Genomic DNA, 21,940 nt, shown 5'->3' with positions numbered 1-21,940 from the left:
ACGGGAACCGGCCCCCGCCAGCGTCCTGTCAGCAGCCTTCAGGCCACGATCTCGAAGTCATCCCGGTCGGCCGAGATCACCAGGGCGGTCGCCAGGCCCAGGCGCTTCCACAGAGGCATGGCGTCGATCCCCAGCACCTGGGCGGCCCACAGCGAGATCACCCGGCCATGGGCGACCACCACCAGGGTTCCCACCGGGTGGGCGGCCAGCTGCCGATCCAGGGCCGCGTCGAAACGCCGGCGCGCGGCCTCGCCAGTCTCCTCGCCCAGCACCAGATGATGCGGCTCTCGGAACATCCGGGCGACCAGGGCCTCGAACACCAACGCGTCCTGGAATCCGCCGGTCTCATTGTGCTGTTCGCCCAGGTCCGGGTCCTGGCTGACCGGCAGGCCCAGCACCACGGCGATCGCCTGCGCGGTCTCCACCGCTTTCAGCTCCGGGCTGGAGACCAGGGCGGCGGGCTCGAAGCGATCCAGGCGGGCCGCCAACGCGGTCGCAGCCGCCCGTCCCTCGTCGCTCAGCGGCCAGGTCGAGGGCGGGGCGTCGGGGTCGATGCGCGGTTGACCGTGCTTGACCAGGATCAGCCGGCGGGGCGGCCGATGCGCTTGATTTCCCATTCCAGCTCGATCCCCGTCTTGGCCTTCACATCGGCGCGGACCGCCTCGCCCAGGCCCTCCAGGTCGGCGGCGGTGGCCTCCCCGGTATTGATCAGGAAGTTCGCATGCAGGGGCGAGAACATGGCGCCGCCATAGGGTTTGCCCCGCCAGCCCGCCTCGTCCACCAGTTTCCACGACGAGTGGCCCGGCGGGTTCTTGAAGGTCGAGCCGCCGGTCTTCTCGCGGATGGGCTGGGTGGTCTCCCGCTTGGCGGTGATCTCGGCCATGCGGGCCTCGACGGCGTCCGGATCGTCGGGCCGCCCCTCGAACAGGGCGCCGGTGAAGATCAGTCCGCCCTCCGCCGCCTTGGCCGACTTGCGGTAGGAGAACCCCATCTGCGCGTTGGAGAAGGTGACCCGCTCGCCCGCCCGGGTGATCGCATAGGCCTCGACCAGGATGTCCTTGGTCTCCGCGCCATAGCAGCCGGCGTTCATGACCGTCGCCCCGCCGATCGAGCCGGGCACGCCGCGATAGAATTCCAGCCCCGCGATCCCGGCCTTGGCCGCTTCGCGCGCGACCATGGCGTCGAGCGCCGCGGCGCCGGCGAAGATGCGGGCGCCGCCGCGGGGTTCGACCTTGGCGAAGGCCTTGCCCAGGCGGATCACCACGCCCTCGACCCCGCCGTCGCGGACCAGCGTGTTGGAGCCGACGCCCAGTGGAATGACCGGAACCGCCGGATCCAGCCCTTTGAGGAAATCGGCCAGATCGGCTTCGTCCTCAGGCAGGAAGATCACATCCGCCGGCCCACCGACCCGGAACCAGGTGAACGGCCCCAGCGGCTCGTCCCGCAGGATCTTGCCGCGGACGGCGGGAAGGTGGTCCTTCCAGCTCACGCCGACAGCGCCTCGAGCTGGGGCGGCAGGGCGTAGGCCCAGCTGGTGATGTCGCCGGCGCCCAGGCAGACCACGAGGTCCCCGGGCTTGGCCTCGGCCTTGATCAGTCGGGCGAGCTCGGCCGGCGTGTTCAGGGCCAGCGCCTTGCGGTGGCCGAACCGGCGCAGGCCGTCCACCAGGCCGTCGCGGCTGGCCCCTTCGATCGGCGCCTCCCCTGCGGCGTAGACATCGGCCACCACCACGACGTCGGCGTCGTTGAAGCAGCCGCAGAACTCGTTGAACAGGTCGTGCAGGCGCGAATAGCGGTGCGGCTGGACCACGGCGATCACGCGGCCCTCGGTCACCGCGCGGGCGGCCTTCAGCACCGAGGCGATCTCCACCGGATGGTGGCCATAGTCGTCGATCACCCGCACCCCGCCGGCCACGCCGGTGGTGGTGAAGCGGCGGCGCACGCCCTCGAAGCCCGACAGCCCCTCGCGGATCGCGGCCTCGGTCACGCCCAGCTCGCGGGCCACGGCGATGGCGGCCAGGGCGTTCATGACATTGTGGTGCCCGGCCATGGTCAGGTGCAGGTCGGCCCAGCGGAAGGTCGGGCCTTCCAGCGGCGCGATCACCGCGTCGAACCGCGAGCCGTCCGGGCCCATGGTGATCTTCTCGGCGCGGATCTGCGCCTGGGGATTGGTGCCATAGGTGACCAGGCGGCGGTTCTCGACCCGCGCGGCCATGGCCTGGACCTCGGGGTGGTCGGTGCAGACCGCGGCGAACCCGTAGAAGGGAATGTTCTCCACGAAGTCGCGGAACGCCTTCCGCACGGCGTCGAAGTCGCCGTAGTGGTCCAGGTGCTCGGGGTCGATATTGGTGACCACAGCGCAGGTCGAGCGCAGCTTCAGGAAGGTGCCGTCGCTCTCGTCGGCCTCGACCACGATCCAGTCGCCCTCCCCCACCTTGGCGTTGGTGCCATAGGCGTTGATGATCCCGCCATTGACCACGGTCGGGTCCAGACCGCCGGCGTCCAGCAGGGCCGCGACCATCGAGGTGGTGGTGGTCTTGCCGTGGGTCCCGCCGACCGCCACGGAGAACTGCAGCCGCATCAGCTCGGCCAGCATCTCGGCCCGGCGGACCAGTGGCAGGCGGCGCTCGCGGGCCGCGGCCATCTCCGGATTGTCGGCCTTGATGGCGGTGGAATAGACGACCGCCGAGGCGCCTTCGACATTCGACCCGTCCTGGCCGATGAAGATCTTTGCGCCCAGCTTCTCCAGCCGCTCGGTGTTGGCGGACGCCTTGGCGTCGGAGCCCTGCACCGTATAGCCGATGCGCAGCATGATCTCGGCGATGCCGCTCATGCCGATGCCGCCGATGCCGATGAAGTGCACGGGGCCGAGTTCGAAGGGGACGGGACGGCGACGGGTCATGTGAGCAGCGCCTGTCGGCTTGCGGCGGTCTTCTCGACCAGGTCGGCCAGGCGCTCGGCGGCGTCTGGCTTGGCGATGGAGCGGGCGCCGGCGGCCATGCGCGCCAGGCGGTCCGGATTGGTCAAGAGCTTGGCGAGCGCCTTGGACAGGGTGTCGACGGTGAGCTGGCTCTCGCGGGCCACCTCGGCGCCGCCGGCGTCGGCCATCACCTTGGCGTTCTGGCCCTGGTCGTCGTCGAGCGCGATGGCCAGCGGCACCAGGATCGCGGGCTTGCCGGCGATGGCGAACTCGCAGACCGAGCCCGCGCCGGAACGGCCGATCACCAGATGGGCCTGGCGCAGACGGGTGGCCATGTCGCGGAAGAAGGGCGCGATCTCGGCCTGGACATTGGCGTTGGCGTAGACGCGCCGGGCGTTGTCCATGGATTCCGCCCGGGTCTGCTGTTGGATGCGCAGGCGGTTGCGCAAGTCCTCCGGCAGCTTGGCGATCGCCTCGGGCACCAGCTCGGACAACAGCCGCGCGCCCTGGCTGCCGCCCGTGATCAACAGGCGCAGCGTGCCGTCCGGCTCGGGCGGCAGATAGGGCTTGTCGAACAGGTCGGCGATCTCGGGCCGCACCGGATTGCCGACCACCACGGCGTTCTGGGCGACGCGCGCCGGCGCCTTCTGCAGGATCGGAAAGGCGCAGGCGACGGCGCGGACGTGGCCGGCCAGCCGCCGGTTGGCGCGGCCCATCACCGCGTTCTGCTCGTGCAGCACAGTGGGGCGGCCCTGGGTGATCCCGGCCAGCAGGCCCGGCACCGACGGATAGCCGCCGAAGCCCACCACAACGGCCGGGTCGATGCGCTTGAAGGCGTTGCGGGCCTGCAGCACGCCGCGGAAGATCGACAGGCCGGCGAGCGCCAGGCCCACCGGATCGCCCGGCTTATAGGTGCGGGCCGACAATCCGATCCGCTCCTCGGCCGGGAAGCTCTCGGCGAAGGCGGCGACCCGCTCGTCGCTGGCCAGCACGATCCGCCAGCCGCGGGCGATCAGGGCTTCGGAGAGCGCCTGGGCGGGAAAGAGGTGGCCTCCGGTGCCACCGGCGGCGACGACGGCGATTTTACGCATAGGCGCCCGTTTAGGTGAAAGGCGGCGGAATGGGTAGCTCTTCTAGCCCTGGGCGTAGGCCCCGGGACGTCGGCGGGTGAGCGCGAGCGCGAAGCCCAGGGTCAGGCAGATGGCCCACATGGACGAGCCGCCATAGGAGATGAACGGCAGGGTCATGCCCTTGGTCGGGATCATGTTCAGGTTCACCGCCACATTGATGAAGGCCTGCTCGCCGACCATCACGAACAGGCCGGCGGCGGCCACCTGCTGGAAGGGGTCGTTCAGCTTCATCGCCTTGTAGAGCCCGCGGATCACCAGGAAAGCGAACAGCGAGATCAGGATCAGGGAGAAGATCAGGCCATATTCCTCGGCCGCCACCGAATAGATGAAGTCGGTGTGCAGGTCGGGCACGTGACGCTTCATCACCCCTTCGCCGGGACCGCGGCCGAACAGGCCGCCATTGGCGATGGCCTCGGCGGCGCGGTCGACCTGGTGGGTGTCGGTGGTCTCCGGGCTCAGGAACCGGTCGACCCGGCTGGCCACGTGCGGGAACAGGAAATAGGTCGAGGACAGGCCGGCCACCGCCACCCCGCCCAACAGCATCACCCAGGACAGCGGCACCCCCGCCATCCAGAAGGCGGCGCCGAAGGCCACGGTGATCAGCACGGTCTGGCCGACGTCCGGCTGGATCAGCAACAGGCCGATCGACAGGAAATAGAGGCCGAAGGCGATGGAAACGCCCGGCACGCCTTCGCCCTTCTGGCCCTCGGCGAACATCCAGGCGACCAGGATGATCAGGGCCGGCTTCATGAACTCCGACGGCTGCAGCGAGAAGCCGCCGAACTCCAGCCATCGGGTCGCGCCCTTGGCGTTATGGCCGAAGAACGGCAGGGCGATCATGATGGCGATCGCCACCAGATAGATGAAGAAGGCCGCCCGCCGGACCCCTCGGATGTCCAGCATGGAGATCGAGATCAGGATCACGGCCCCGGTCGCGGCGAAGAAGCACTGGCGGACCGCGAAGTGGAAGGGATCGCCGACATTCATCCGCGCCGCCGCCGCCGGACTGGCGGCGAAGGACATCAGCACGCCGAGCACGATCAGCACGCCGACCGCGCCCAGCAGCCAGCGGTCGGTGGTCCACCACCACAGCCCCACCTGGGTCCGGTCCGACCGGGAAAAGGCGTGGGCGGGATTGGCCATCAGGCGCAGGCTCCCTTGGGCTGGGGCACGCTCAGCCCCTGGACCGCGGCGCGGAAGGCTTCGCCGCGCGCCTCGAAATCGGTGAACTGGTCAAACGACGCGCAGGCCGGCGACAGCAGGACGATGGCGTCCTGCCCCTTGGCGGCGGCGTCGGCATAGGCCCGCGCCGTGGCCGAGGCGAGATCGCCGCACTCCACCACCTGGGCCTTGCCCTTCAGGGTCTCGGCGAAGGCCTCGCTGGCCTCGCCGATCAGATAGGCCTTCTCGATCCGCGGGAAGAGGTCGGCCAGGGACTCGATCCCCCCGGTCTTCGGCTGGCCGCCGGCGATCCAGTAGAACTTCGGATAGCTCGACATGGCCTGGCGGGCCGCGTCAGTGTTGGTGGCCTTGGAGTCGTTGACGAAGCGCACCCGGCCGACCTGGCCCACGGTCTCCATCCGGTGCGCCAGGCCCGGGAAGCTCATCAGCCCCTCGGCGGCTTCCTCCGGCGAGATGCCCAGGCCGCGCACGGCGGCGTAGGCGGCGGCCGCGTTCTGCCAGTTGTGCCGCCCCGGCAGGGAGCGCGCGCGCAGCAGGTCGGCGACCTCGGTCGCCCGCTCGCCGGTGGCGTCATAGAGCAGGCCCTGCAGCGCATAGACGCCCCGGCCCATGGCCTTCGACGCCGAGATCGGCACGATGGTCCGGCGATTGGCGGCGGTGATCTCGGTGCAGATCCGCTGGCCCCAGGGATCGTCCACCCCGATGACCGCCGTGTCGCCCTTGCCCTGGTTCAGCAGGATCCGGCGCTTGGCGGCGACATAGCCCTCCATGCCGCCATGGCGGTCCAGATGGTCGGGCGAGATGTTCAGCATCACCGAGACGTCGGGCTTCAGGCTCGAGGTCAGGTCCAGCTGGTAGGAGGAGAGCTCCAGCACATAGACGGCCCCGCCGTGCATGTCGTCGAGGCCCAGGACGCCATAGCCGATATTGCCGCCGATCCGGGTGTCGCGGCCGGCGCTGGCGCAGATGTGGCCGATCAGGGCGGTGGTCGTCGATTTGCCATTGGTGCCGGTGATGGCCACGACCTTGGGCCGCTTGTGCTCCGGCGCGGCGTTCACGGCGCGGGCGAACAGCTCGATGTCGCCCAGGATCTCGACGCCCTCGGCCTTGGCCCGATCCACCGTCCAATGCGGCTTGGGATGGGTGAGGGGCACGCCCGGCGACAGCATCAGGGCGGCGAAGTCCGACCAGTCGGCGGTCGACAGGTCGACCAGCGGAAGCCCCTCGGCCTCGGCGGCGGCGCGGCCCTCGGGCCGTTCGTCCCACAGCGCGACCTTGGCCCCGCCGGCGATCAGGGCGCGCGCGGCGGCCAGACCCGTACGGGCCAGACCGAACACGGCCACCGTCCTGCCTTCGAAGCCTCGGACCGGGATCATGACTGTCGCCCGCCCTCCCTATCGCAGCTTCAGGGTGGCGAGGCCCAGCAGGGCCAGCATCACCGAGATGATCCAGAAGCGGATCACGACGGTCGATTCCGACCAGCCGAGCTTCTCGAAGTGGTGGTGGATCGGCGCCATGCGGAACACCCGCTTGCCGGTCAGCTTGAACGAGGCGACCTGGATCATGACCGACAGGGTCTCGAGCACGAACAGCCCGCCGATGATCCCCAGCACGATCTCATGCTTGGTCGAGACGGCGACGGCGCCCAGCGCCCCGCCCAAGGCCAGGGAGCCGGTGTCGCCCATGAAGATCTTGGCCGGCGGCGCATTGTACCAGAGGAAGCCCAGGCCGGCGCCGATGATGGCCCCGCAGAACACCGCCACTTCGCCCACGCCCTGGACGAAATGCAGTTGCAGATACCGGGCGAACAGGAAGTTGCCGACCAGATAGGCGATGAACCCGAAGGCGGCGGCGGCGATCATCACCGGCACCGTGGCCAGGCCGTCCAGGCCGTCGGTGAAGTTCACCGCATTGGCCGCGCCGACGATCACGAAGGCGCCGAAGATCACATAGAACCAGCCGAGGTTCAGCAGCAGCCCCTTGAGCAGCGGGAAGGCGACGGAGGTCGCGAGGCCCGCCTGCTCCGGCGGGGCGTGCGGGTGGACGATGATCAGGGCGATGGCGGCCGCGGCGATCAGCGCTTCGAGGCCCAGGCGCACGAGGCCTGAGACCCCGGCCGTGCTCTGCTTGGTGACCTTGGCGTAGTCGTCCGTGAAGCCCAGGATCCCGTAGCCGACCGTGACCAGCAGCACCGCCTGGACATAGACGTTCGTGAGGTCCGCCCACAGCAGGGTCCCGACCAGCAGGCCGGCCAGGATCATCACCCCGCCCATGGTCGGCGTGCCGGCCTTCTCGACGATGTGGCGCTCGATCCCGTCGGCGCGGATCGGCTGGCCCTTGCCCTGCTTGGCCTTCATCCAGCGGATGAAGCGCGAACCCATCAGCACCACCACCAGCTGGCCGGTGGCGAGCGCCATGCCTGTGCGGAACGTCAGATATTTCAGGAGGTTGAGGACTGGGACGTGACCGCCGGCCGACAACTGCTCGTATAACCAATAGAGCATCAGCCCACCTCTTCCGAACGTGCGCCGAGCGCCGCGAGCGCGGTTGCCACCACGCCTGCGCTTGAGCCGTTGGACCCCTTCACCATCACCAGATCACCGGGCTCTACGGCCCGTGCGACCAGCGGCGCCAGCTCCGCCGCTGTAACGGCGTAGCCGCCTCTTCGAGTCGGCGGAAGGGCGTCCCAGAGCGATTTCATCAGCGGACCGGCGCAGAAGACGCGATCGATCGACGCAGCCTCGAGCGGCCCGGCGAGGTCCGCATGGTACTGCGGGCTCCCCTCCCCCAGCTCCAGCATATCGGTCAGGGCGACGATCTTGCGCCCCTCCGTCGCGCGGGCGCCGAGCGAGGCGATGGCCGCCGCCATGGAGACCGGATTGGCGTTGTAGCTCTCGTCGACCAGGGTGAAGACGCCGCCCGGCAGGCGGACGCGGCGCTCGGCGCCGCGGCCCTCCAGCGGCTGGAACGCGGCCAGCGCGGCCAGCGAGTCCTCCAGCGAGACGTCCAGCGCCTCCAGCATCAGCAGCACCGCCATGCTGTTGGGGCCCCAGTGGAAGCCCGACTGCAGCAGGGTGAAATCCAGCGCCTTGCCGTGCAGCCGCGCCTTGACCCGCGCCCCGCCGGCATGGGGCTCGAAGTCGACCAGCTGAGCGTCGCAATCCTCCGCCGCCCCGAAGCTGCGGACGTGGGCGCCGGCCTTATGGGCCGCGTCCTTCAGGAACCCGAACCACGGATTGTCGGCGTTCAGCACGGCGACGCCGCCCGGCTCGATCCCGTCGAAGATCTCGGCCTTGGCGCGAGCGACGCCCGCCTCCCCGTCCGGGAAGTTCTCCACATGCACCGGGCCGACCGTGGTGATCGCCACGGCGTGCGGCCGGACCATCTTCGACAGCGGGGTGATCTCGTCGGCGTGGTTCATGCCGATCTCGAACACCGCCCGCTCGGTGTCGCGGGGCATGCGGGCCAGCGTCAGCGGCACGCCGATATGGTTGTTGTAGCTCTTGACCGAGGAATGGAAGCGGCCGGCCAGCGCCAGGCCGGCGCGGATCGCCTGGGTGACGCTGGTCTTGCCGACCGATCCGGTCACCGCCCCGCGCTTGGCTTGCGCAGCCCGAACGCGGGCCGCGACACCCAGGGCCTCCAGGGCCGTAAAGGTGTCATTGACCATAACCGCAGGCGCGTCGACAGGCTGGGAGATCAGGGCCCCCGCCGCGCCCTTGGCGATCGCCGGCGCCACGAACTCATGGCCGTCGCGAACCCCGGCCAGGGCCACGAACAGGTCGCCCGGCTCGATCGAGCGGGTGTCGATGGAGACGCCCTGCGCATGGAAGTCGCCGGCCACCCGGCCGCCGGTCGCCGCCGCGATCTCCTCGGCCGTCCAGAGGGGCTCAGACATAGGCCGCCTCCACACCCTTCAGGGCGGCCGCGACCTCGACCACGTCGTTGAAGCGATGGACGACGTCCCCGATGGTCTGGCCGTCCTCATGGCCCTTGCCGGCCACGACCAGCACGTCGCCGGCGCCCAGCAGGGCGACCCCGGCGCGGATCGCCTCGCGGCGGTCGCCGATCTCGCGGGCGCTGCGGGCCCCGGCCATGACCTCGGCGCGGATGGCGGCGGGGACTTCCGTGCGGGGATTGTCGTCGGTGACGATGGCGATGTCGGCGAAGTCCGAGGCGATCTTGCCCATGATCGGCCGCTTGCCGCGGTCGCGATCGCCGCCGGCCCCGAACACCACGATCAGCCGGCCGGTCACGTGCGGACGCAGCGCCTTGAGCACGGTCTCCAGCCCGTCCGGGGTGTGGGCGTAGTCGACATAGGCCTCGCCGCCGGCGGCGTTCGCGCCCACCCGCTGCAGCCGCCCGGGCGCGCCCTCGATGGTCTCCAGCGCGGCCAGCACCCGGTCGAGCGGCTCACCCGCGGCCACACACAGGCCGGCCGCCACCAGCGCATTGGACGCCTGATAGGCGCCGACCAGCGGCAGGTTCACCTGGAAGCTGCGGCCCTCGGCCTCCACCGTCAGAGTCTGGCCGCCCGGCGTGGGGGTCCGCGCCGCGAGCGTCAGGCCCTGGCCTTCGACGCCCACGCTCATCACCGTCTGGCCGGCCGTCACGGCGGCGCCGGCGAAGGCGTCATAGGCGTCGGAATCGGCGTTCAGCACGGCGGTCGCGCCGCGCGGCAACAGGGTGTCGAACAGGCGCAGCTTGGCGGCCCGATAGACCCCCATGGTGCCGTGATAGTCCAGATGGTCCTGGGTCAGGTTCAGGAAGCCGGCGGCGGTCAGCTTCGCCCCGTCCAGGCGCCGCTGGTCGATCCCGTGCGACGAGGCCTCCATGGCCAGGTGGGTGACGCCGAGGCCCACCAGCTTCGCCATCAGCTCGGCGACATCGGCGGCGTCCGGCGTGGTCAGGCCCGGCGGGGTCAGCTGCTCGGCGAAGCCGCCCGGGCCGGTGGCGTAGACGCCCAGCGTGCCCATGCTGGCCGCCTTGTGGCCCAGCGCATTGAAGATCTGGCGGCAGAAGGCGGCGACCGAGGTCTTACCGTTGGTGCCGGTCACCGCCACCACGACCGGCGGCTGGACCTGCCAGAAGGCGGCCGCGGCCAGCGCATAGGCCCGGCGCGGATCATCGACCCGGACCACCGGCACGCCCATGCCGGCCATGTCCTCGGCCGACAGGATCGCGGCGGCCCCCGCCGTCACGGCCCGGCCGGCGAATTCGCGGCCATTGACCTTCGAGCCCGGCAGGGCGGCGAACAGGAAGCCCGGCTTCACCTTGCGACTGTCGGCCGTAACCCCGGTGATCTCGGGATCCTGAGGCAGGTCGCGGCGGACCAGTTGGGAAAGCGTGACGGCCATCAGTGATCGTCCGCCAGGAGCTGGGTCGCCACGACCTTGGGCTGGGCGTCAAAGGCGTCCATGCGGCGCGACACGCCCAGGAACGGCGCGATCCGGTCGATCACCCGGCCGGCCGCCGGGGCCGCCGTCCAGCCGCCGGTGCGGAAGCCATAGGTCTCGGGCGTGCCGTTAGGCTCGTCCATCAGGATCAGCACGAAATAGCGGTCGGCCTCCAGCGGACCGTCGGCCGGGAACACCGCGGCGAAGGAGGCGACCAGCTTGTCGCGCACATAGTGCCCGCCCATGGCCTTTTCGGCCGAGCCGGTCTTACCGCCGACCCTCAGGCCCGGCGCGTCGGCCTTGCCGCCGGTGCCGCGCACCACATTGACCCGCATCAGGTCCAGCATGGCCCGCGAGGTCTCCTCCGACACCACCCGCGGCCCGGTCGGACGCGCGCCCGGCTTCATCGGCCGGATGGTGAGCGGCACATAGGTGCCGCCGTTGAGGATCGATCCCATGCCGGCCGCCACCGCGATCGGCGAGACGGAGATCGCCTGGCCGAAGGACGAGGAGGCGATGGCGTTGTCGTTCCAGGTGCGCGGCAGGATCGGCCGCGCGCTCTCGGTCAGCTCGATCGGGGCCGCCTTCATCAGGCCGAACGCCCGGAAGTACTTGGTCAGCGTGCCGCCTCCGGCCTGAAGGGCGATCTTCGAGGTGCCGATGTTGGAGGAGTGGATGAAGATGTCCGCCACCGACAGGACGTGATCGCCCTTGTGGTAGTCGTGGATGGTCTGGCCGCCGATGGTCAGCGACTGGCTGGCGTCGAAGGTCGAGGTCAGCGTCGTGGTGCCGGAATCCAGCCCCATGGCGATGGTGAAGACCTTGAAGGTCGAGCCCATCTCATAGACCGACGAGGCCGCGCGGTTGAGCATGGCGTCGGGCGAGGACTTGCCCGCCTGGTTCGGATCGAAGGTCGGATAGCTGGCCAGGCCCAGGATCTCGCCGGTGTGCACATTGGTCACGATGCCGACCGCGCCCTTGGCCCCGAAGGAGGCCGCGGCCTTGCCGACCTCGTCCTCCAGCGCCGCCTGCACCCGCAGGTCGATGGAGAGCGGCACGGACTGGTGATTGGTCGTGGCCAGGCGGATCGGATCGTTCAGCGCCTTTTCGGCGCCCGACAGCCCCTCGCCGCCGGTGTCGGCGAAGCCGATCAGATGGGCGGCGGTCTGGCCCAGCGGATAGACCCGCTTGGACTCCGGCTCGAAGGTCACGCCCGGCAGGCCCAGGTCATGGATGCCGCCGCGCACGTCCGGGGTCAGGCCGCCGACCAGGAAGGTCCGGCGGGGCGAGTTCAGCGCCTTGTCCAGCCGGGCGAGCGGCAGGTCCGGCAGGGCCGCGTGCAGGGCGCGGCGGGTCTCGGCCAGGTCCCAGATCTCGCGCGGATCGACATAGAGGCCGTAGTGCAGCAGGTCGGCCGCCAGCATGGCGCCGTTGCGGTCGACGATGTCGGCCCGCGCCGCCCCGACCGGACCTGCGAAGTCCGACCCGTGATCGGCGGGGAACAGGGCCATGCGCGTCGCGCCGGCCGCGAGCGTCAGGAAGCCGGCGGCGAACAGGGCGAGCACGAAGAAGATGCGGATCCGCGTGTCGTCTTCGGCCTTGCCGGCCGCCTTGGCCCGCTCGAAGGCGTGCTCCAGGCCCCACAGCCTGGCCTTCAGCCAGCGCCAGCCCGGCGCGGGAAATCCGTTATGGGCCAGGCTCATGAGTTCGGCCCCCGGCGGGCGACCTCGGCCAGGCCCTCAGGCGTCGTCTCGCGCTTGGCGGAGATCGGGACCATGCCGAGATACTGGCTGGACAGCTTCTCGATCCGGGCCGGCTGCTCCAGGTGGCTGACCTCGGCCTGCAGCAGGCGGATGCGCTCGTGCTCGGCGTCGATCTGGTGCTCGACCGTGGCGATCTCGCTGCGCTCGCGGCCGGCGAAGGTCTTGGCCAGGTAGAGCGACAGGATCAGCGCGATCAGCAGGCCGGCGGCGACCAGGTCGACCAGGCGGAAGCCGCGGACGCGGCGTTCGAGCAGGCTCATGCGGCCTCCTTCCAGACCGGAGCGGCGGTGCGGACGGCCGCGCGCAGCTTGGCGGAGCGGGCGCGCGGATTGGCGGCGGTCTCGGCCTCGGAGGGCGGGCGGGCGCCATTGAACAGCAGCTGGAAGCTCGGCTGGGTCGTCACCTCGACCGGCGGCAGATACCGCGACCCTGCCGGGGTGCGGCCGGCGCGCAGGGTCAGGAACGCCTTCACGATGCGGTCCTCCAGCGAATGGAAGGTCACGATGGCCAGCCGGCCGTCGGTCTTCAGCACCCGCTCGGCGGCGACCAGCCCGGCCTCAAGCTCGGCCAGCTCGTCATTGACGGCGATGCGCAGGCCCTGGAACACGCGGGTGGCGGGATGGACCTTGGCGCCGCGGCGGCCGCCCTGGACCCGCTCGACGAACTCGGCCAGCTCCAGGGTGCGGGTGAAGGGCTGCTCGGCCCGGCGACGCACGATGCCGCGGCCACCCGGCGCGCATTGCGCTCCTCGCCATAGATCCAGAAGATCCGCGACAGGTCGTTGGGCTCGGCGGTGTTGACCAGGTCCGCGGCGGTGGGGCCGTCGGCGCCCATGCGCATGTCCAGCGGGCCGTCCCGCATGAAGGAGAAGCCGCGATCGGCCTCGTCCAGCTGCATGGAGGACACGCCCAGGTCCAGGGCCACGCCGTCGACGGCGCCCTCCCCCAGTTCCGCGTTCATCTCGGAGAAGCGGCCCTCGACCAGGCGGAAGCGGTCGCCCAGCCCCTCGGCGAAGCGGCGCGCGCTGGGATCACGGTCAAAGGCGGTGACCTGGGCCCCGGCGGCCAGGAAGGCGCGGCTATAGCCGCCGGCGCCGAAGGTGCCGTCGACGATGTGCTTGCCGGCGGACGGCTCCAGGACCTCCATCACGCCGTCCAGCAGGACGGGGACATGGGGGGCGTCGGCGATCTCGCTCATGCGCCGGCTCCGGCGCGGGCGGCGCGCTGGGCGCCGCGCATCTGGGCCAGGCCCTCGCGGGCCAATTCGCGCTGGGCGGCGCGGTGGGCCTGGAACGCTTCCCGTTCCCAGATCTGGAACCGGTCGCCCAGGCCGACCACCACGACATTGTCGGTCAGGCCGAACAGGTCGCACAAGTTTTCCGGCAGGGTGACGCGGCCGGCGGGATCGAAGCTCAGCTTGGCCAGGCCGCCCAGGATGGAGGTTTCCAGCGCCGACCGCAGCGGATCGCCGAAATCAAGCTCCTCGATCACCCCGAGGTAACGGTCGAACAAGGCCTTGCCCCCACCTTCGATGCAATCAGCTTCGATAGAGGGAAAGCAGAAGATTCCGTCAAAAGGTCCAGAGGCGAGCGCGCGGAACTCCTGCGGCACGACGATGCGCCGCTTCGAATCCAGCTGCTTCTCAAACGTCGAGACGAACATCCCGCCGCGCCCCAGTTCGGAAAGCCCCCGCACGGGCCGTCCCTGCCATGTCCGCGATGGCGCCCCGACGCCCCGCAAAAACGGCTCCTCAGGGTCCTACCGAACAGCGATTGGGTTAACACGGGCTCAATTGGGTGACAATGACTCCAAATGACTATTTGGCGCAGAAACAAAGATGTCGCGCCGACTTATGGTTAACGCGCGTAAACAATCCACAGAACATACAGCGAACCTGTTAAATATAGCGACCGCGCGCCGCAGGAGCTGTGGACAACACGCCGCACCTGACAGCGCCGTCAAATGTTCAGCGGGCGGATTGGTGGGTCGGCGTCACTGACCGACACCCCCAAAATGGGGCGATAAGCTCAACTGTTGAGACGGAAACCAGACGGCCTGTAAGCCGGGTTCTGTGCCGCCCGCCGAAACGGGCATTGGCGATCATTCCTCTGGACCGCCCATCGCTGGACGGTTCTCGCGACCTACCCGGACCCCTGAGCCTACGACAGCCCTGCCGGCGAACCGGCGCGTGGTCCCTATTCGGTCTTGCTCCTGGCGGGGCTTGCCATGCCGTCCCCATTGCTGGGTCCGCGGTGCGCTCTTACCGCACCCTTTCACCCTTACCTGACCCGAGGGCCAGGCGGTCTGCTCTCTGTGGCGCTATCCCTGGGGTCGCCCCCGGCGGGCGTTACCCGCCGCCATGTCGTCGTGGAGCCCGGACTTTCCTCCCCCACCCGAAGGTGAGAGCGACCGCCCGGCCGTCTGGTTCCGCGCGGACCATGGTCTGGCCCGGCCCCGGGGTCAATCGGCCACCCGCCCATAGATGAGCTGGTCCCAGTAGCGGCCCTTCCACCAGGCGTGATCGCGCAGCAGCCCCTCGCGCTGGAAGCCGTGCCGCTCCAGCAGGGCGCAGGAGCGGCCGTTGCCGACCGTCACCATGGCTTCCAGCCGGTGCAGCCCCAGGGCCCCGAAGCCGTAGGCGATCACATGCGGCAGGATCTCGCTCATCACGCCCCTGCCCCACTCGGCCTGGGCCAGATCATAGGCCACCTCGCCGCGCCGGCCGCGCTCGAGCTCGATCGTGTTGAAACCGCAGGTGCCGATCAGGCGCCCCTCCCCCGCGCGCCGGATCGACCAGCGCAGGCCGTCGCCGCGCTCGGCGAGTTCGCGGGCCCAATCAATGATGTCGCGGGCCTGGTCGATCGCCGTCAGCGGCTCGATATCCATGAACTGGACCACCGCCGGGTCGCCGAACAGGGCCAGCAGATCGCGGGCGTCGCCCCGCGCCAGAGGCCGCAGGCTATAGGCGCCAGCCTGCAGGGTCTGGCGGGTCAGGTTCATCGGGCCGCGGCGTCCGCGCTCACGTCCCCAGTCTCAGAAGGCCGATCAGCCGCGCCCGGGTCTCGCCGTCGGCCACCCCGTCGACCTTGTCCGGCCGCCAATGGCGCTGGAAGGCCCGGACGACCGAGGTGGTGTGGGCGTCGAACACCCCCGACGGCGCGCAGTCATAGCCCAGCCGGGTGAAGCCCGCCTGCAGGGCGAACACCCCGGCCCCCTCCTCCCCCTCGCCCAGCGGGTCGCCGGGCGCGGCGGGCGGTTCAATCCACAGGCCGTGGCCGGCCTCGGCCAGTCGCTTCCAGGGGAACAGCTCGCCGGGATCTTCCTTGCGGTCGGGGGCGACGTCGGAGTGGCCGACGATATAGCCGTCCTCGACCTTCCAGCGGCCGCGGATCTCGCCGACCAGGGCGATCACCGCAGCGACCTGGGCCTCCGGAAAGTCGCGATAGCCGAACTCATGGCCCGGATTGACGATCTCGATCCCGATCGAGCGGGCGTTGATGTCGGTCTGCCCCTTCCAGGACGACACCCCGGCGTGCCAGGCGCGCCGTTCCTCGGGCACCAGCCGGAAGACCCGCCCGTCCTCCTCGACCAGATAGTGCGAGCTGACCTTGGCCTCCGGGTCGCGCAGCCGCGCCAGCGCCGCCTCCCCGGTCTGCATGCCGGTATAGTGCAGGACGATCATGTCCGGCGGGCTCTTGCGAGCGTCGAAATTGGGCGAAGGCGCGTCGATCAGGTCCATGCGGGACAGCCTATTGCGACCTGGGCCGTAAGGCGAGCAGCAGGCTCATGATCTGGTTCGGCCGCAAGGCGATCACCAGCACGCCGGCGAGCGCGATGGCCGAGCCGATCGCCATCCGCGGGCCGAAGCTGTCATGGGTGATCATCACCCCGAGCGCGATGGTGCCGAGCGGCGTCATCAGGGTGAGCGGCGAGACCAGCGTCGCCTCATAGCGCTGGATCAGGCCGTAATAGGCGGTGTGGGCGCTGACCGAGACGATCAGGGCCGAGAACAGCACGGCGGCGACAAAGGGCTGGCCGGCGTTCACCGCCCCGCGCCAGGCGCCGGGCTCCAGCCAGAAGGACAGCACAAACAGCGGAAACATCGAGGCGAAGCGACCCAGGCCTGGAACTGCAACGGCTTCACGCCCGGCATCTGCTTCATCATCACCGCGCCCAGCGAGCCCAGCACCGTGGCGGCGACCACATAGAGCAGACCGAAGGAGGCGTGCAGGCCGCGCGGGTCCCACATGACCAGCAGCACGCCGGCCAGCGTCAGGGCCACGCCGAAGGCCCGGCGGGCGTCGAGCCGCTCGCCCAGCATGAACCAGCTCATCACCGCGGTCATGGGCACGCCCAGCTGGCTGACGATCGCCACCGAAGAGGGGCTGGAGGTCTTCAGCCCCACGAACATCAGGGCGAAATTGCCGCCGCCCATCAAGAGCGCCACCACCACCAGCCGCCACAGCGGCCGCGGCGCCGGCAGGAGCCAGCGGCACACCGCCACCGCGACGATGGCGAAGCGCAGGGCCGCATAGAACAGCGGCTCCACGCCCATGTGACTGACCACGAACTTGGAGACGATATTGTTGGAGGACCAGATCAGGCAGACCAGGACCATGAGGGCGAAGTCGCGAAGCGCCATGGCCGTGGCTTAAGCCTGCTTCTCCCCGCGGGGCAACCGCAATCGGCCGCGCCCCGATGTCTCATGCCCTGTGTCAGACGCGCCGACGGGTGAATCGGAGCGCGGTCAGGGTGTCGGAAAAGCCCACCACCTTATTGTCGACCAGACCGTGCGCCTTGGCCGCCGCCATCACCTCGACGTCCTTGAGCGTGGCGGCCTTGCCCTTGCGCGACGCGATCCAGAGCGCGCCCTTCTCGGCCAGGGCGGGAATGAGCTCCGGGATCCGGTCAAGTTCAGCGGGGCTGTCGGCGCCATAGAATAAGAGGTCGAGATCGCTCAGGTCGCCGACCGGGGCCGCATCCCGGGCGGCCAGTTCCCCCGCCAGATCCGCGTCGGCGACATTGACCACCGCCACCCGCATGCCGGGCTTCACGCCGATCTTGTCGAGCCGCCCCTTGGGGTTGAGGATCGCCTGGGCCCAGCTCACCGCCGCCTTGGCGCCCAGCGCAAACCGGCTGCCGTCGGCCAGGACCAGGTCTTCGCCCTCGGCCTTCAGGCCAGCCAGGGCCTCGCCCTCGAACACCCGTCGCCGGGCGCCGCGGAACAGCAGCCGGCCGGCCTCGAACTGCAGCCGCCCCTCCTCAGGACCGTCGGTGAATGTCGCGCGGACCGTCGCGTCCTTGCCCATGTGCGTCTCCCAGGTCCCTGCCGATAGCGGGACAGAAGCCTGGCGGGCAAGCCCGGACTACCGCTCGGCGCGCTTGGCGTCCTGGGCCGCGGGCGCCTTGGGCGGACGCTTGTCATTGCGCCGGGCGGGCGCCGAAAGGCTGCCCAGAAAGGCGAAGGACAGCATAGCGTGGTCCATCTTCGATACGGTCATGTCGGCGTCTCCTTGACCAGCCGGTTGAGCCAGAAAGAGACGCGGAGCGGCTTCCAGGGGCTCTCACCCTCCTAGTCGTCAACGCGTCCAGGCAAGGATCGGCACAGCCGCGCTCAATGGCAAGAATTAAATCCGCCTACGGACTAATTCAGCCTACGGATATTCGGCATTATGTTTGTTTTCATTGAATTTTTTGAAAACCAAAATCACCAGACGCGACGGCGCGCCGCAGCGCAAAAGGCGGTCGGTCAGGCCTGATTTTGGGAGGAAGGCGCCCTTGTCCCGGCGCGGGGGAAATCATCCGCACCCGGACTTTAAGCCCGGGTGCGGGATGTCTCAGACAGTCCTTAGGCGGCGGCGCCCAGGGACAGGGTCTCGTAGCGGGCCAGATAGTGGTCGGTGGAGCCGAAGGCCCCCTCGATCATGGTGGCGCGCTTGAAGTAGTGGCCGATGGCCATTTCGTCGGTCATGCCCATGCCGCCGTGCAGCTGGATGGCGTTCTGGCCGACAAACTTGCAGGCCTTGCCGATCTGCACCTTGGCCGCGGCGACGGCCTTGGCCCGCTCGACGTCGGTGTCGGTCAGCTTGATGGTGGCCATATAGGTCATCGAGATCGACTGCTCGAGCTGGATGAACATGTCCACCATGCGGTGCTGCAGCACCTGGAAGGACGAGATCGGCTGGCCGAACTGCTTGCGCTGCTTGGTGTATTCCAGCGTGCCTTCGTGCAGCTTGCGCAGCACGCCGCAGGCCTCGGCGCAGGTCGCGGCCACGGCCTCGTCCATCACCTTCTCGACCAGGGCCAGCGACTGGCCCTCGGCCCCGATCAGGGCGTCGGCGCCGACCGAGACGTTCTCGAAATAGACTTCCGAAGCCAGGAAGCGTCGACGGTGGGGTAGTCGCGGGTGGTGACGCCCTTGGCCGACTTCTCGACCAGGAACACCGACACGCCCTGGGCCTCGCGCTGGCCGCCGCCGGTGCGAGCGGTGACGATCAGGTGGGTCGCGTAGGGCGCGCCGATCACGACCGCCTTGTGGCCGTTCAGCACATAGCCCGCGCCGTCCTTCTTGGCCGTGGTCTTCAGGTCCTGCCAAGTGTAGCGGGCCTGGGGCTCGGCATAGGCGAAGGCGATGATGGCCTCGCCGGCGATGATCTTGCCGATCACGTCGCTGGCGCCGGCATAGGCCGAGTGCTTCAGGAAGCCGCCGCCGATCACCACGGTGCCGAGATAGGGCTCGACGACCAGCGCCTTACCCAGCTCTTCCATGACCACCATGTTCTCGGTGACGCCGCCGCCCAGGCCGCCAAGCTCCTCGGCGAACGGGGCGCCCAGGATGCCGAGCTCTTCGGCGAACGCCTTCCAGACGTCCGGACGCCAGCGCGGCTCGGCCTTCAGGGCCGCGCGACGCTGATCAAAGCTGTAGTTGTCCGACAGATAGCTCGCGACGGTGTCGCGGAGCATCGACTGTTCTTCGGTGAAGCTGAAATCCATGTGATTTCCTCCTTAGAGCCCCTCCCCCTTGCGGGGAGGGGTTGGGGTGGGGGTGTCGGCTCTGAGCGCGGCGACAATCCGCTCCAGCACCGATGTTATGTCGCTCATGACCTCGTCGTTCGAGACCCGCAGGACACGATAGCCGCGTCCCTTGAGCCAGGTCTCTCGCTCGAAATCGCGCAGGGCGACTTGATCGAGAGCATGAACCCCGCCGTCCACCTCGATGATCAATCGAGCCGAATGACAGACGAAATCGACCACGTAAGTCCCCATCGGGGCCTGACGTCGGAAGTGGGTGTCCTGGATCTCCAGTCGGCGGAGACCCTGCCACAGTTTGGCTTCAGCGCGGGTCGGCGTTCGACGCGTGCGCCTCGAAATTCCCGAGGCGCGATCCGACCTGTGCAAAGCTCCTGGCGTTCGCTCCGGCACCCCCACCCCCTACCCCCTCCCCGCAAGGGGGAGGGGAAATCGGGTTGGCTCTCCCTACAGGCCCAGGACCATCTTGGAGATGATGTTGCGCTGGATCTCGTTCGAGCCGCCATAGATCGAAGTCTTGCGGCCATTGAAATAGTCGCCGGCCAGGCCTTCGGCATAGGCCGGGCCGATCGGCATGTTGTGGTGCCCGCCGGTGATGAAGGGCGCGCCGTAGTGACCCACGGCTTCCAGGGCGAGGTCCTGCAGGCGCTGCTGGATCTCGGTGCCCTTGATCTTCAGGATCGAGCTCTCGGTGCCCGGGCCCTTGCCGCTGGACTCGCCGGCCAGCACGCGCAGCTCGGTGTATTCCAGCGCGGTCAGGTCGATCTCGAGTTCGGCCACCTTGCGCTTGAAGAAGGGGTCCTGCAGCAGCGGGCCGGCGGCGTCCGACATCTCGGTGGTGGCCATCTGGCGCAGACGCTCCAGGCCGCGCTTCGAGCGGGCGACGCCGGCGATGCCGGAGCGCTCGTGGGCGAGCAGCGCCTTGGCGCAGGTCCAGCCCTGGTTCTCGTGGAACACGCGGTTCTCGACGGGCACCTTCACGTTGTCGAGGAAGACGTCGTTGACCTCATGGCCGCCTTCCAGCGTCGTGATGCGGCGCACCTCGATGCCCGGGCTCTTCATGTCGATCAGCAGGAAGGAGATGCCCGACTGCGGCTTGGCGTTCTGGTCGGTGCGGACCAGGAAGAAGCCCCAGTCGGCGTGCTGGCCGAGCGTGGTCCAGGTCTTCTGGCCGTTGACGATGTAGTATTCCTTGCCGTCGTCGCCCGTGACCCGTTCGGCCTTGGTCTTCAGCGAGGCCAGGTCGGAGCCGGCGCCCGGCTCGGAATAGCCCTGGCACCACCAGATCTTGCCGTCACGGATGTCCGGGAGGAACTTCGCCTTCTGCTCCTCGGTGCCGAAGGTGTAGATCACCGGGGCCAGCATGGCGACGCCGAAGGGCAGGATGCCGATGGTGTCGGCCCGGGCCTGTTCCTCGGACCAGATGTACTTCTGGGTGGGCGTCCAGTCGGTGCCGCCCCACTCCTTGGGCCACGACGGCGCGGACCAGCCCTTCTTGGCCAGGATGCGGTGCCAGGACAGATAGTCTTCCTTGTCCAGGGTCTCGCCGCGGTCCTGCTTGTCACGCAGAGCCTTGGGATAATTCTCGGCGATGAAGGTGCGGGCCTCCTCGCGGAATGCGTTGTCTTCGGCCGAAAAGTCGAGGTTCATGACGGGTCTCCCTGGGGCGTGCGCTTACAGCGTATTTCAGGCGGGCGGAACATACGCAGAGCGGTTCCGAATGGAAAGATGACGCTTACGTCAACGTAAGCCATTTTCTTGCGAGCCGGTCACGGCAGCTTGAAGCGCATGGGAATCGTGATGGCCCCGCCCCGGATCCGGCGGTCGCCGGGCTGCACCCGATAGGCCTCGGCCAGCTTCACGGCGAAGGCGCCGACATTGGCGCCGGCCGGGCTCTCGGACAGCGCCACGCAGTGGGTCAGCCGCCCGGTCGCCGCGACCTGGCACCGCACCATCGCCCGCCCCTGCCGGTCGGTGGGCGGGACGCCGGCGCAAGCCAGTCCCGACGACAGAATCGAGAACGCCACAGCCGCCAGGAGCAGCTCACCGAGAGGAGAAGAGCCGGTCACATCGGAGCCCGCATCTTTACAGGAATGACAACGACGCCCCCCTTGGTCGAAACCCCGTTCAGCACCGCAGGCATCTGGAACTTGCCGCTGACCTTGAGCGCCGCCGCGCCCACGCGAATTCCCGGAGGATCCTCGTCGTCCACAGTACAACTCTCCATTCGCCCCTCATCGCCCACCACGCATCGGAGCTTCACGCTCAGAAGCGGGAAACGCGGATTGGGGCCCGGCAGCCAGCGGTTCCAGTCGGCTTGCCGCGGCGTACGAACAAACATGCGCGGATCAAGATGGATGGGGGCAGGCGTCGGCGCCGGCTCGGTCAGCGCCGGAGGGGCGGGCGGCGGCGGTTCAGCGGCTTGCATGGCGACATCCCCACTCTTCGTCGCGCTCACTATTGCCCTGAACCTTCGCCGGTCGCCAGCCGTTGGACCATCTTGCCCTGCAACGCCGGGCGCG

22 protein-coding genes, 1 other RNA gene and 2 pseudogenes are annotated in these 21,940 nt (G+C 69.2%); all 25 read right to left on the bottom strand.

Going from position 1 to position 21,940, the window contains the following annotated elements; genetic code table 11:
• Nucleotides 1-38: 38 nt before the first annotated feature.
• Nucleotides 39-617, bottom strand: coding sequence for a histidine phosphatase family protein (locus MQH10_RS14170; RefSeq protein ID WP_242564683.1), 579 nt, complete (start codon nt 615-617; stop codon nt 39-41).
• Nucleotides 581-1,489, bottom strand: coding sequence for a UDP-N-acetylmuramate dehydrogenase (gene murB / locus MQH10_RS14165; protein WP_242564682.1), 909 nt, complete (start codon nt 1,487-1,489; stop codon nt 581-583). Before murB ends, MQH10_RS14170 begins: the two co-directional genes overlap by 37 nt.
• Nucleotides 1,486-2,901: a UDP-N-acetylmuramate--L-alanine ligase gene (gene murC, locus MQH10_RS14160; RefSeq protein WP_242564681.1), complete on the bottom strand. Its 1,416-nt coding sequence runs from the start codon at nt 2,899-2,901 to the stop codon at nt 1,486-1,488. Before murC ends, murB begins: the two co-directional genes overlap by 4 nt.
• Nucleotides 2,898-4,010 carry an undecaprenyldiphospho-muramoylpentapeptide beta-N-acetylglucosaminyltransferase gene (murG, locus tag MQH10_RS14155; protein ID WP_242564680.1) on the bottom strand — a complete coding sequence of 371 codons (1,113 nt, stop codon included), beginning with the start codon at nt 4,008-4,010 and terminating at the stop codon, nt 2,898-2,900. The genes murC and murG overlap by 4 nt, the downstream gene beginning before the upstream one ends.
• 42 nt (nt 4,011-4,052) lie before the next feature.
• Nucleotides 4,053-5,192, bottom strand: a complete 1,140-nt coding sequence (gene ftsW / locus MQH10_RS14150) for a putative lipid II flippase FtsW (protein WP_419720777.1) — start codon at nt 5,190-5,192, stop codon at nt 4,053-4,055.
• The gene (gene murD / locus MQH10_RS14145) at nt 5,192-6,607 is read right to left on the bottom strand and encodes a UDP-N-acetylmuramoyl-L-alanine--D-glutamate ligase (RefSeq protein ID WP_242564679.1); all 1,416 of its coding nucleotides are present in this window, start codon (nt 6,605-6,607) and stop codon (nt 5,192-5,194) included. The genes ftsW and murD overlap by 1 nt, the downstream gene beginning before the upstream one ends.
• Before the next feature lie 18 nt (nt 6,608-6,625).
• Entirely contained in the window at nt 6,626-7,735 is a 1,110-nt protein-coding gene (gene mraY, locus MQH10_RS14140; RefSeq protein WP_242564678.1) for a phospho-N-acetylmuramoyl-pentapeptide-transferase, read from the bottom strand.
• A complete protein-coding gene (locus MQH10_RS14135; protein WP_242564677.1) occupies nt 7,735-9,129 on the bottom strand; it encodes a UDP-N-acetylmuramoyl-tripeptide--D-alanyl-D-alanine ligase in 1,395 nt (464 codons plus the stop codon). The genes mraY and MQH10_RS14135 overlap by 1 nt, the downstream gene beginning before the upstream one ends.
• Nucleotides 9,122-10,588 carry a UDP-N-acetylmuramoyl-L-alanyl-D-glutamate--2,6-diaminopimelate ligase gene (locus tag MQH10_RS14130; RefSeq protein ID WP_242564676.1) on the bottom strand — a complete coding sequence of 489 codons (1,467 nt, stop codon included), beginning with the start codon at nt 10,586-10,588 and terminating at the stop codon, nt 9,122-9,124. Before MQH10_RS14130 ends, MQH10_RS14135 begins: the two co-directional genes overlap by 8 nt.
• Nucleotides 10,588-12,330 carry a peptidoglycan D,D-transpeptidase FtsI family protein gene (locus MQH10_RS14125; RefSeq protein ID WP_242564675.1) on the bottom strand — a complete coding sequence of 581 codons (1,743 nt, stop codon included), beginning with the start codon at nt 12,328-12,330 and terminating at the stop codon, nt 10,588-10,590. The genes MQH10_RS14130 and MQH10_RS14125 overlap by 1 nt, the downstream gene beginning before the upstream one ends.
• Complete coding sequence (gene ftsL, locus MQH10_RS14120; protein ID WP_242564674.1) at nt 12,327-12,650, bottom strand: cell division protein FtsL; 324 nt, start codon at nt 12,648-12,650, stop codon at nt 12,327-12,329. The genes MQH10_RS14125 and ftsL overlap by 4 nt, the downstream gene beginning before the upstream one ends.
• Nucleotides 12,647-13,578 (bottom strand): annotated as a pseudogene (gene rsmH, locus MQH10_RS14115) (16S rRNA (cytosine(1402)-N(4))-methyltransferase RsmH). The gene ftsL and the pseudogene rsmH overlap by 4 nt, the downstream one beginning before the upstream one ends.
• A 5-nt stretch (nt 13,579-13,583) precedes the next feature.
• Nucleotides 13,584-14,051 (bottom strand): division/cell wall cluster transcriptional repressor MraZ, encoded by a 468-nt coding sequence (locus tag MQH10_RS14110; RefSeq protein ID WP_242564690.1) that lies wholly within the window; start codon nt 14,049-14,051, stop codon nt 13,584-13,586.
• A 380-nt stretch (nt 14,052-14,431) separates the two neighbouring features.
• Nucleotides 14,432-14,814: RNase P RNA component class A (rnpB, locus tag MQH10_RS14105), an RNA gene on the bottom strand.
• A 35-nt stretch (nt 14,815-14,849) separates the two neighbouring features.
• On the bottom strand, nt 14,850-15,389 hold the full coding sequence (locus tag MQH10_RS14100; protein WP_242564673.1) for a GNAT family N-acetyltransferase: 540 nt from the start codon (nt 15,387-15,389) through the stop codon (nt 14,850-14,852).
• Between the two features lie 19 nt (nt 15,390-15,408).
• A complete protein-coding gene (locus MQH10_RS14095; protein ID WP_242564672.1) occupies nt 15,409-16,128 on the bottom strand; it encodes an N-acetylmuramoyl-L-alanine amidase in 720 nt (239 codons plus the stop codon).
• A 10-nt stretch (nt 16,129-16,138) separates the two neighbouring features.
• Nucleotides 16,139-16,492 carry a DMT family transporter gene (locus tag MQH10_RS14090; RefSeq protein WP_242564671.1) on the bottom strand — a complete coding sequence of 118 codons (354 nt, stop codon included), beginning with the start codon at nt 16,490-16,492 and terminating at the stop codon, nt 16,139-16,141.
• Nucleotides 16,432-17,031, bottom strand: coding sequence for a DMT family transporter (locus tag MQH10_RS14085; RefSeq protein WP_242564670.1), 600 nt, complete (start codon nt 17,029-17,031; stop codon nt 16,432-16,434). Before MQH10_RS14085 ends, MQH10_RS14090 begins: the two co-directional genes overlap by 61 nt.
• Before the next feature lie 73 nt (nt 17,032-17,104).
• Nucleotides 17,105-17,698 (bottom strand): DUF3052 domain-containing protein, encoded by a 594-nt coding sequence (locus tag MQH10_RS14080; RefSeq protein WP_242564669.1) that lies wholly within the window; start codon nt 17,696-17,698, stop codon nt 17,105-17,107.
• 57 nt (nt 17,699-17,755) lie between these two features.
• Nucleotides 17,756-17,890 (bottom strand): hypothetical protein, encoded by a 135-nt coding sequence (locus MQH10_RS14075; RefSeq protein WP_242564668.1) that lies wholly within the window; start codon nt 17,888-17,890, stop codon nt 17,756-17,758.
• A gap of 347 nt (nt 17,891-18,237) precedes the next feature.
• A pseudogene (locus tag MQH10_RS14070) lies at nt 18,238-19,382 on the bottom strand (acyl-CoA dehydrogenase family protein).
• Nucleotides 19,383-19,394: 12 nt separating this feature from the next.
• Nucleotides 19,395-19,811 carry an endonuclease domain-containing protein gene (locus MQH10_RS14065; RefSeq protein WP_242564667.1) on the bottom strand — a complete coding sequence of 139 codons (417 nt, stop codon included), beginning with the start codon at nt 19,809-19,811 and terminating at the stop codon, nt 19,395-19,397.
• 54 nt (nt 19,812-19,865) lie between these two features.
• Nucleotides 19,866-21,068, bottom strand: coding sequence for an acyl-CoA dehydrogenase family protein (locus MQH10_RS14060; protein ID WP_242564666.1), 1,203 nt, complete (start codon nt 21,066-21,068; stop codon nt 19,866-19,868).
• Nucleotides 21,069-21,187: 119 nt separating this feature from the next.
• Nucleotides 21,188-21,445: a TonB family protein gene (locus tag MQH10_RS14055; protein ID WP_336605106.1), complete on the bottom strand. Its 258-nt coding sequence runs from the start codon at nt 21,443-21,445 to the stop codon at nt 21,188-21,190.
• Nucleotides 21,446-21,483: 38 nt separating this feature from the next.
• On the bottom strand, nt 21,484-21,846 hold the full coding sequence (locus tag MQH10_RS14050) for a hypothetical protein (RefSeq protein WP_242564664.1): 363 nt from the start codon (nt 21,844-21,846) through the stop codon (nt 21,484-21,486).
• Nucleotides 21,847-21,940: the final 94 nt, after the last annotated feature.

The organism is Phenylobacterium aquaticum (assembly GCF_022695515.1).
Taxonomy (GTDB): domain Bacteria; phylum Pseudomonadota; class Alphaproteobacteria; order Caulobacterales; family Caulobacteraceae; genus Phenylobacterium; species Phenylobacterium aquaticum.
The sequence above is the reverse complement of the archived record's forward strand: the minus strand, read 5'-3'. Positions and strand labels throughout refer to the sequence as shown.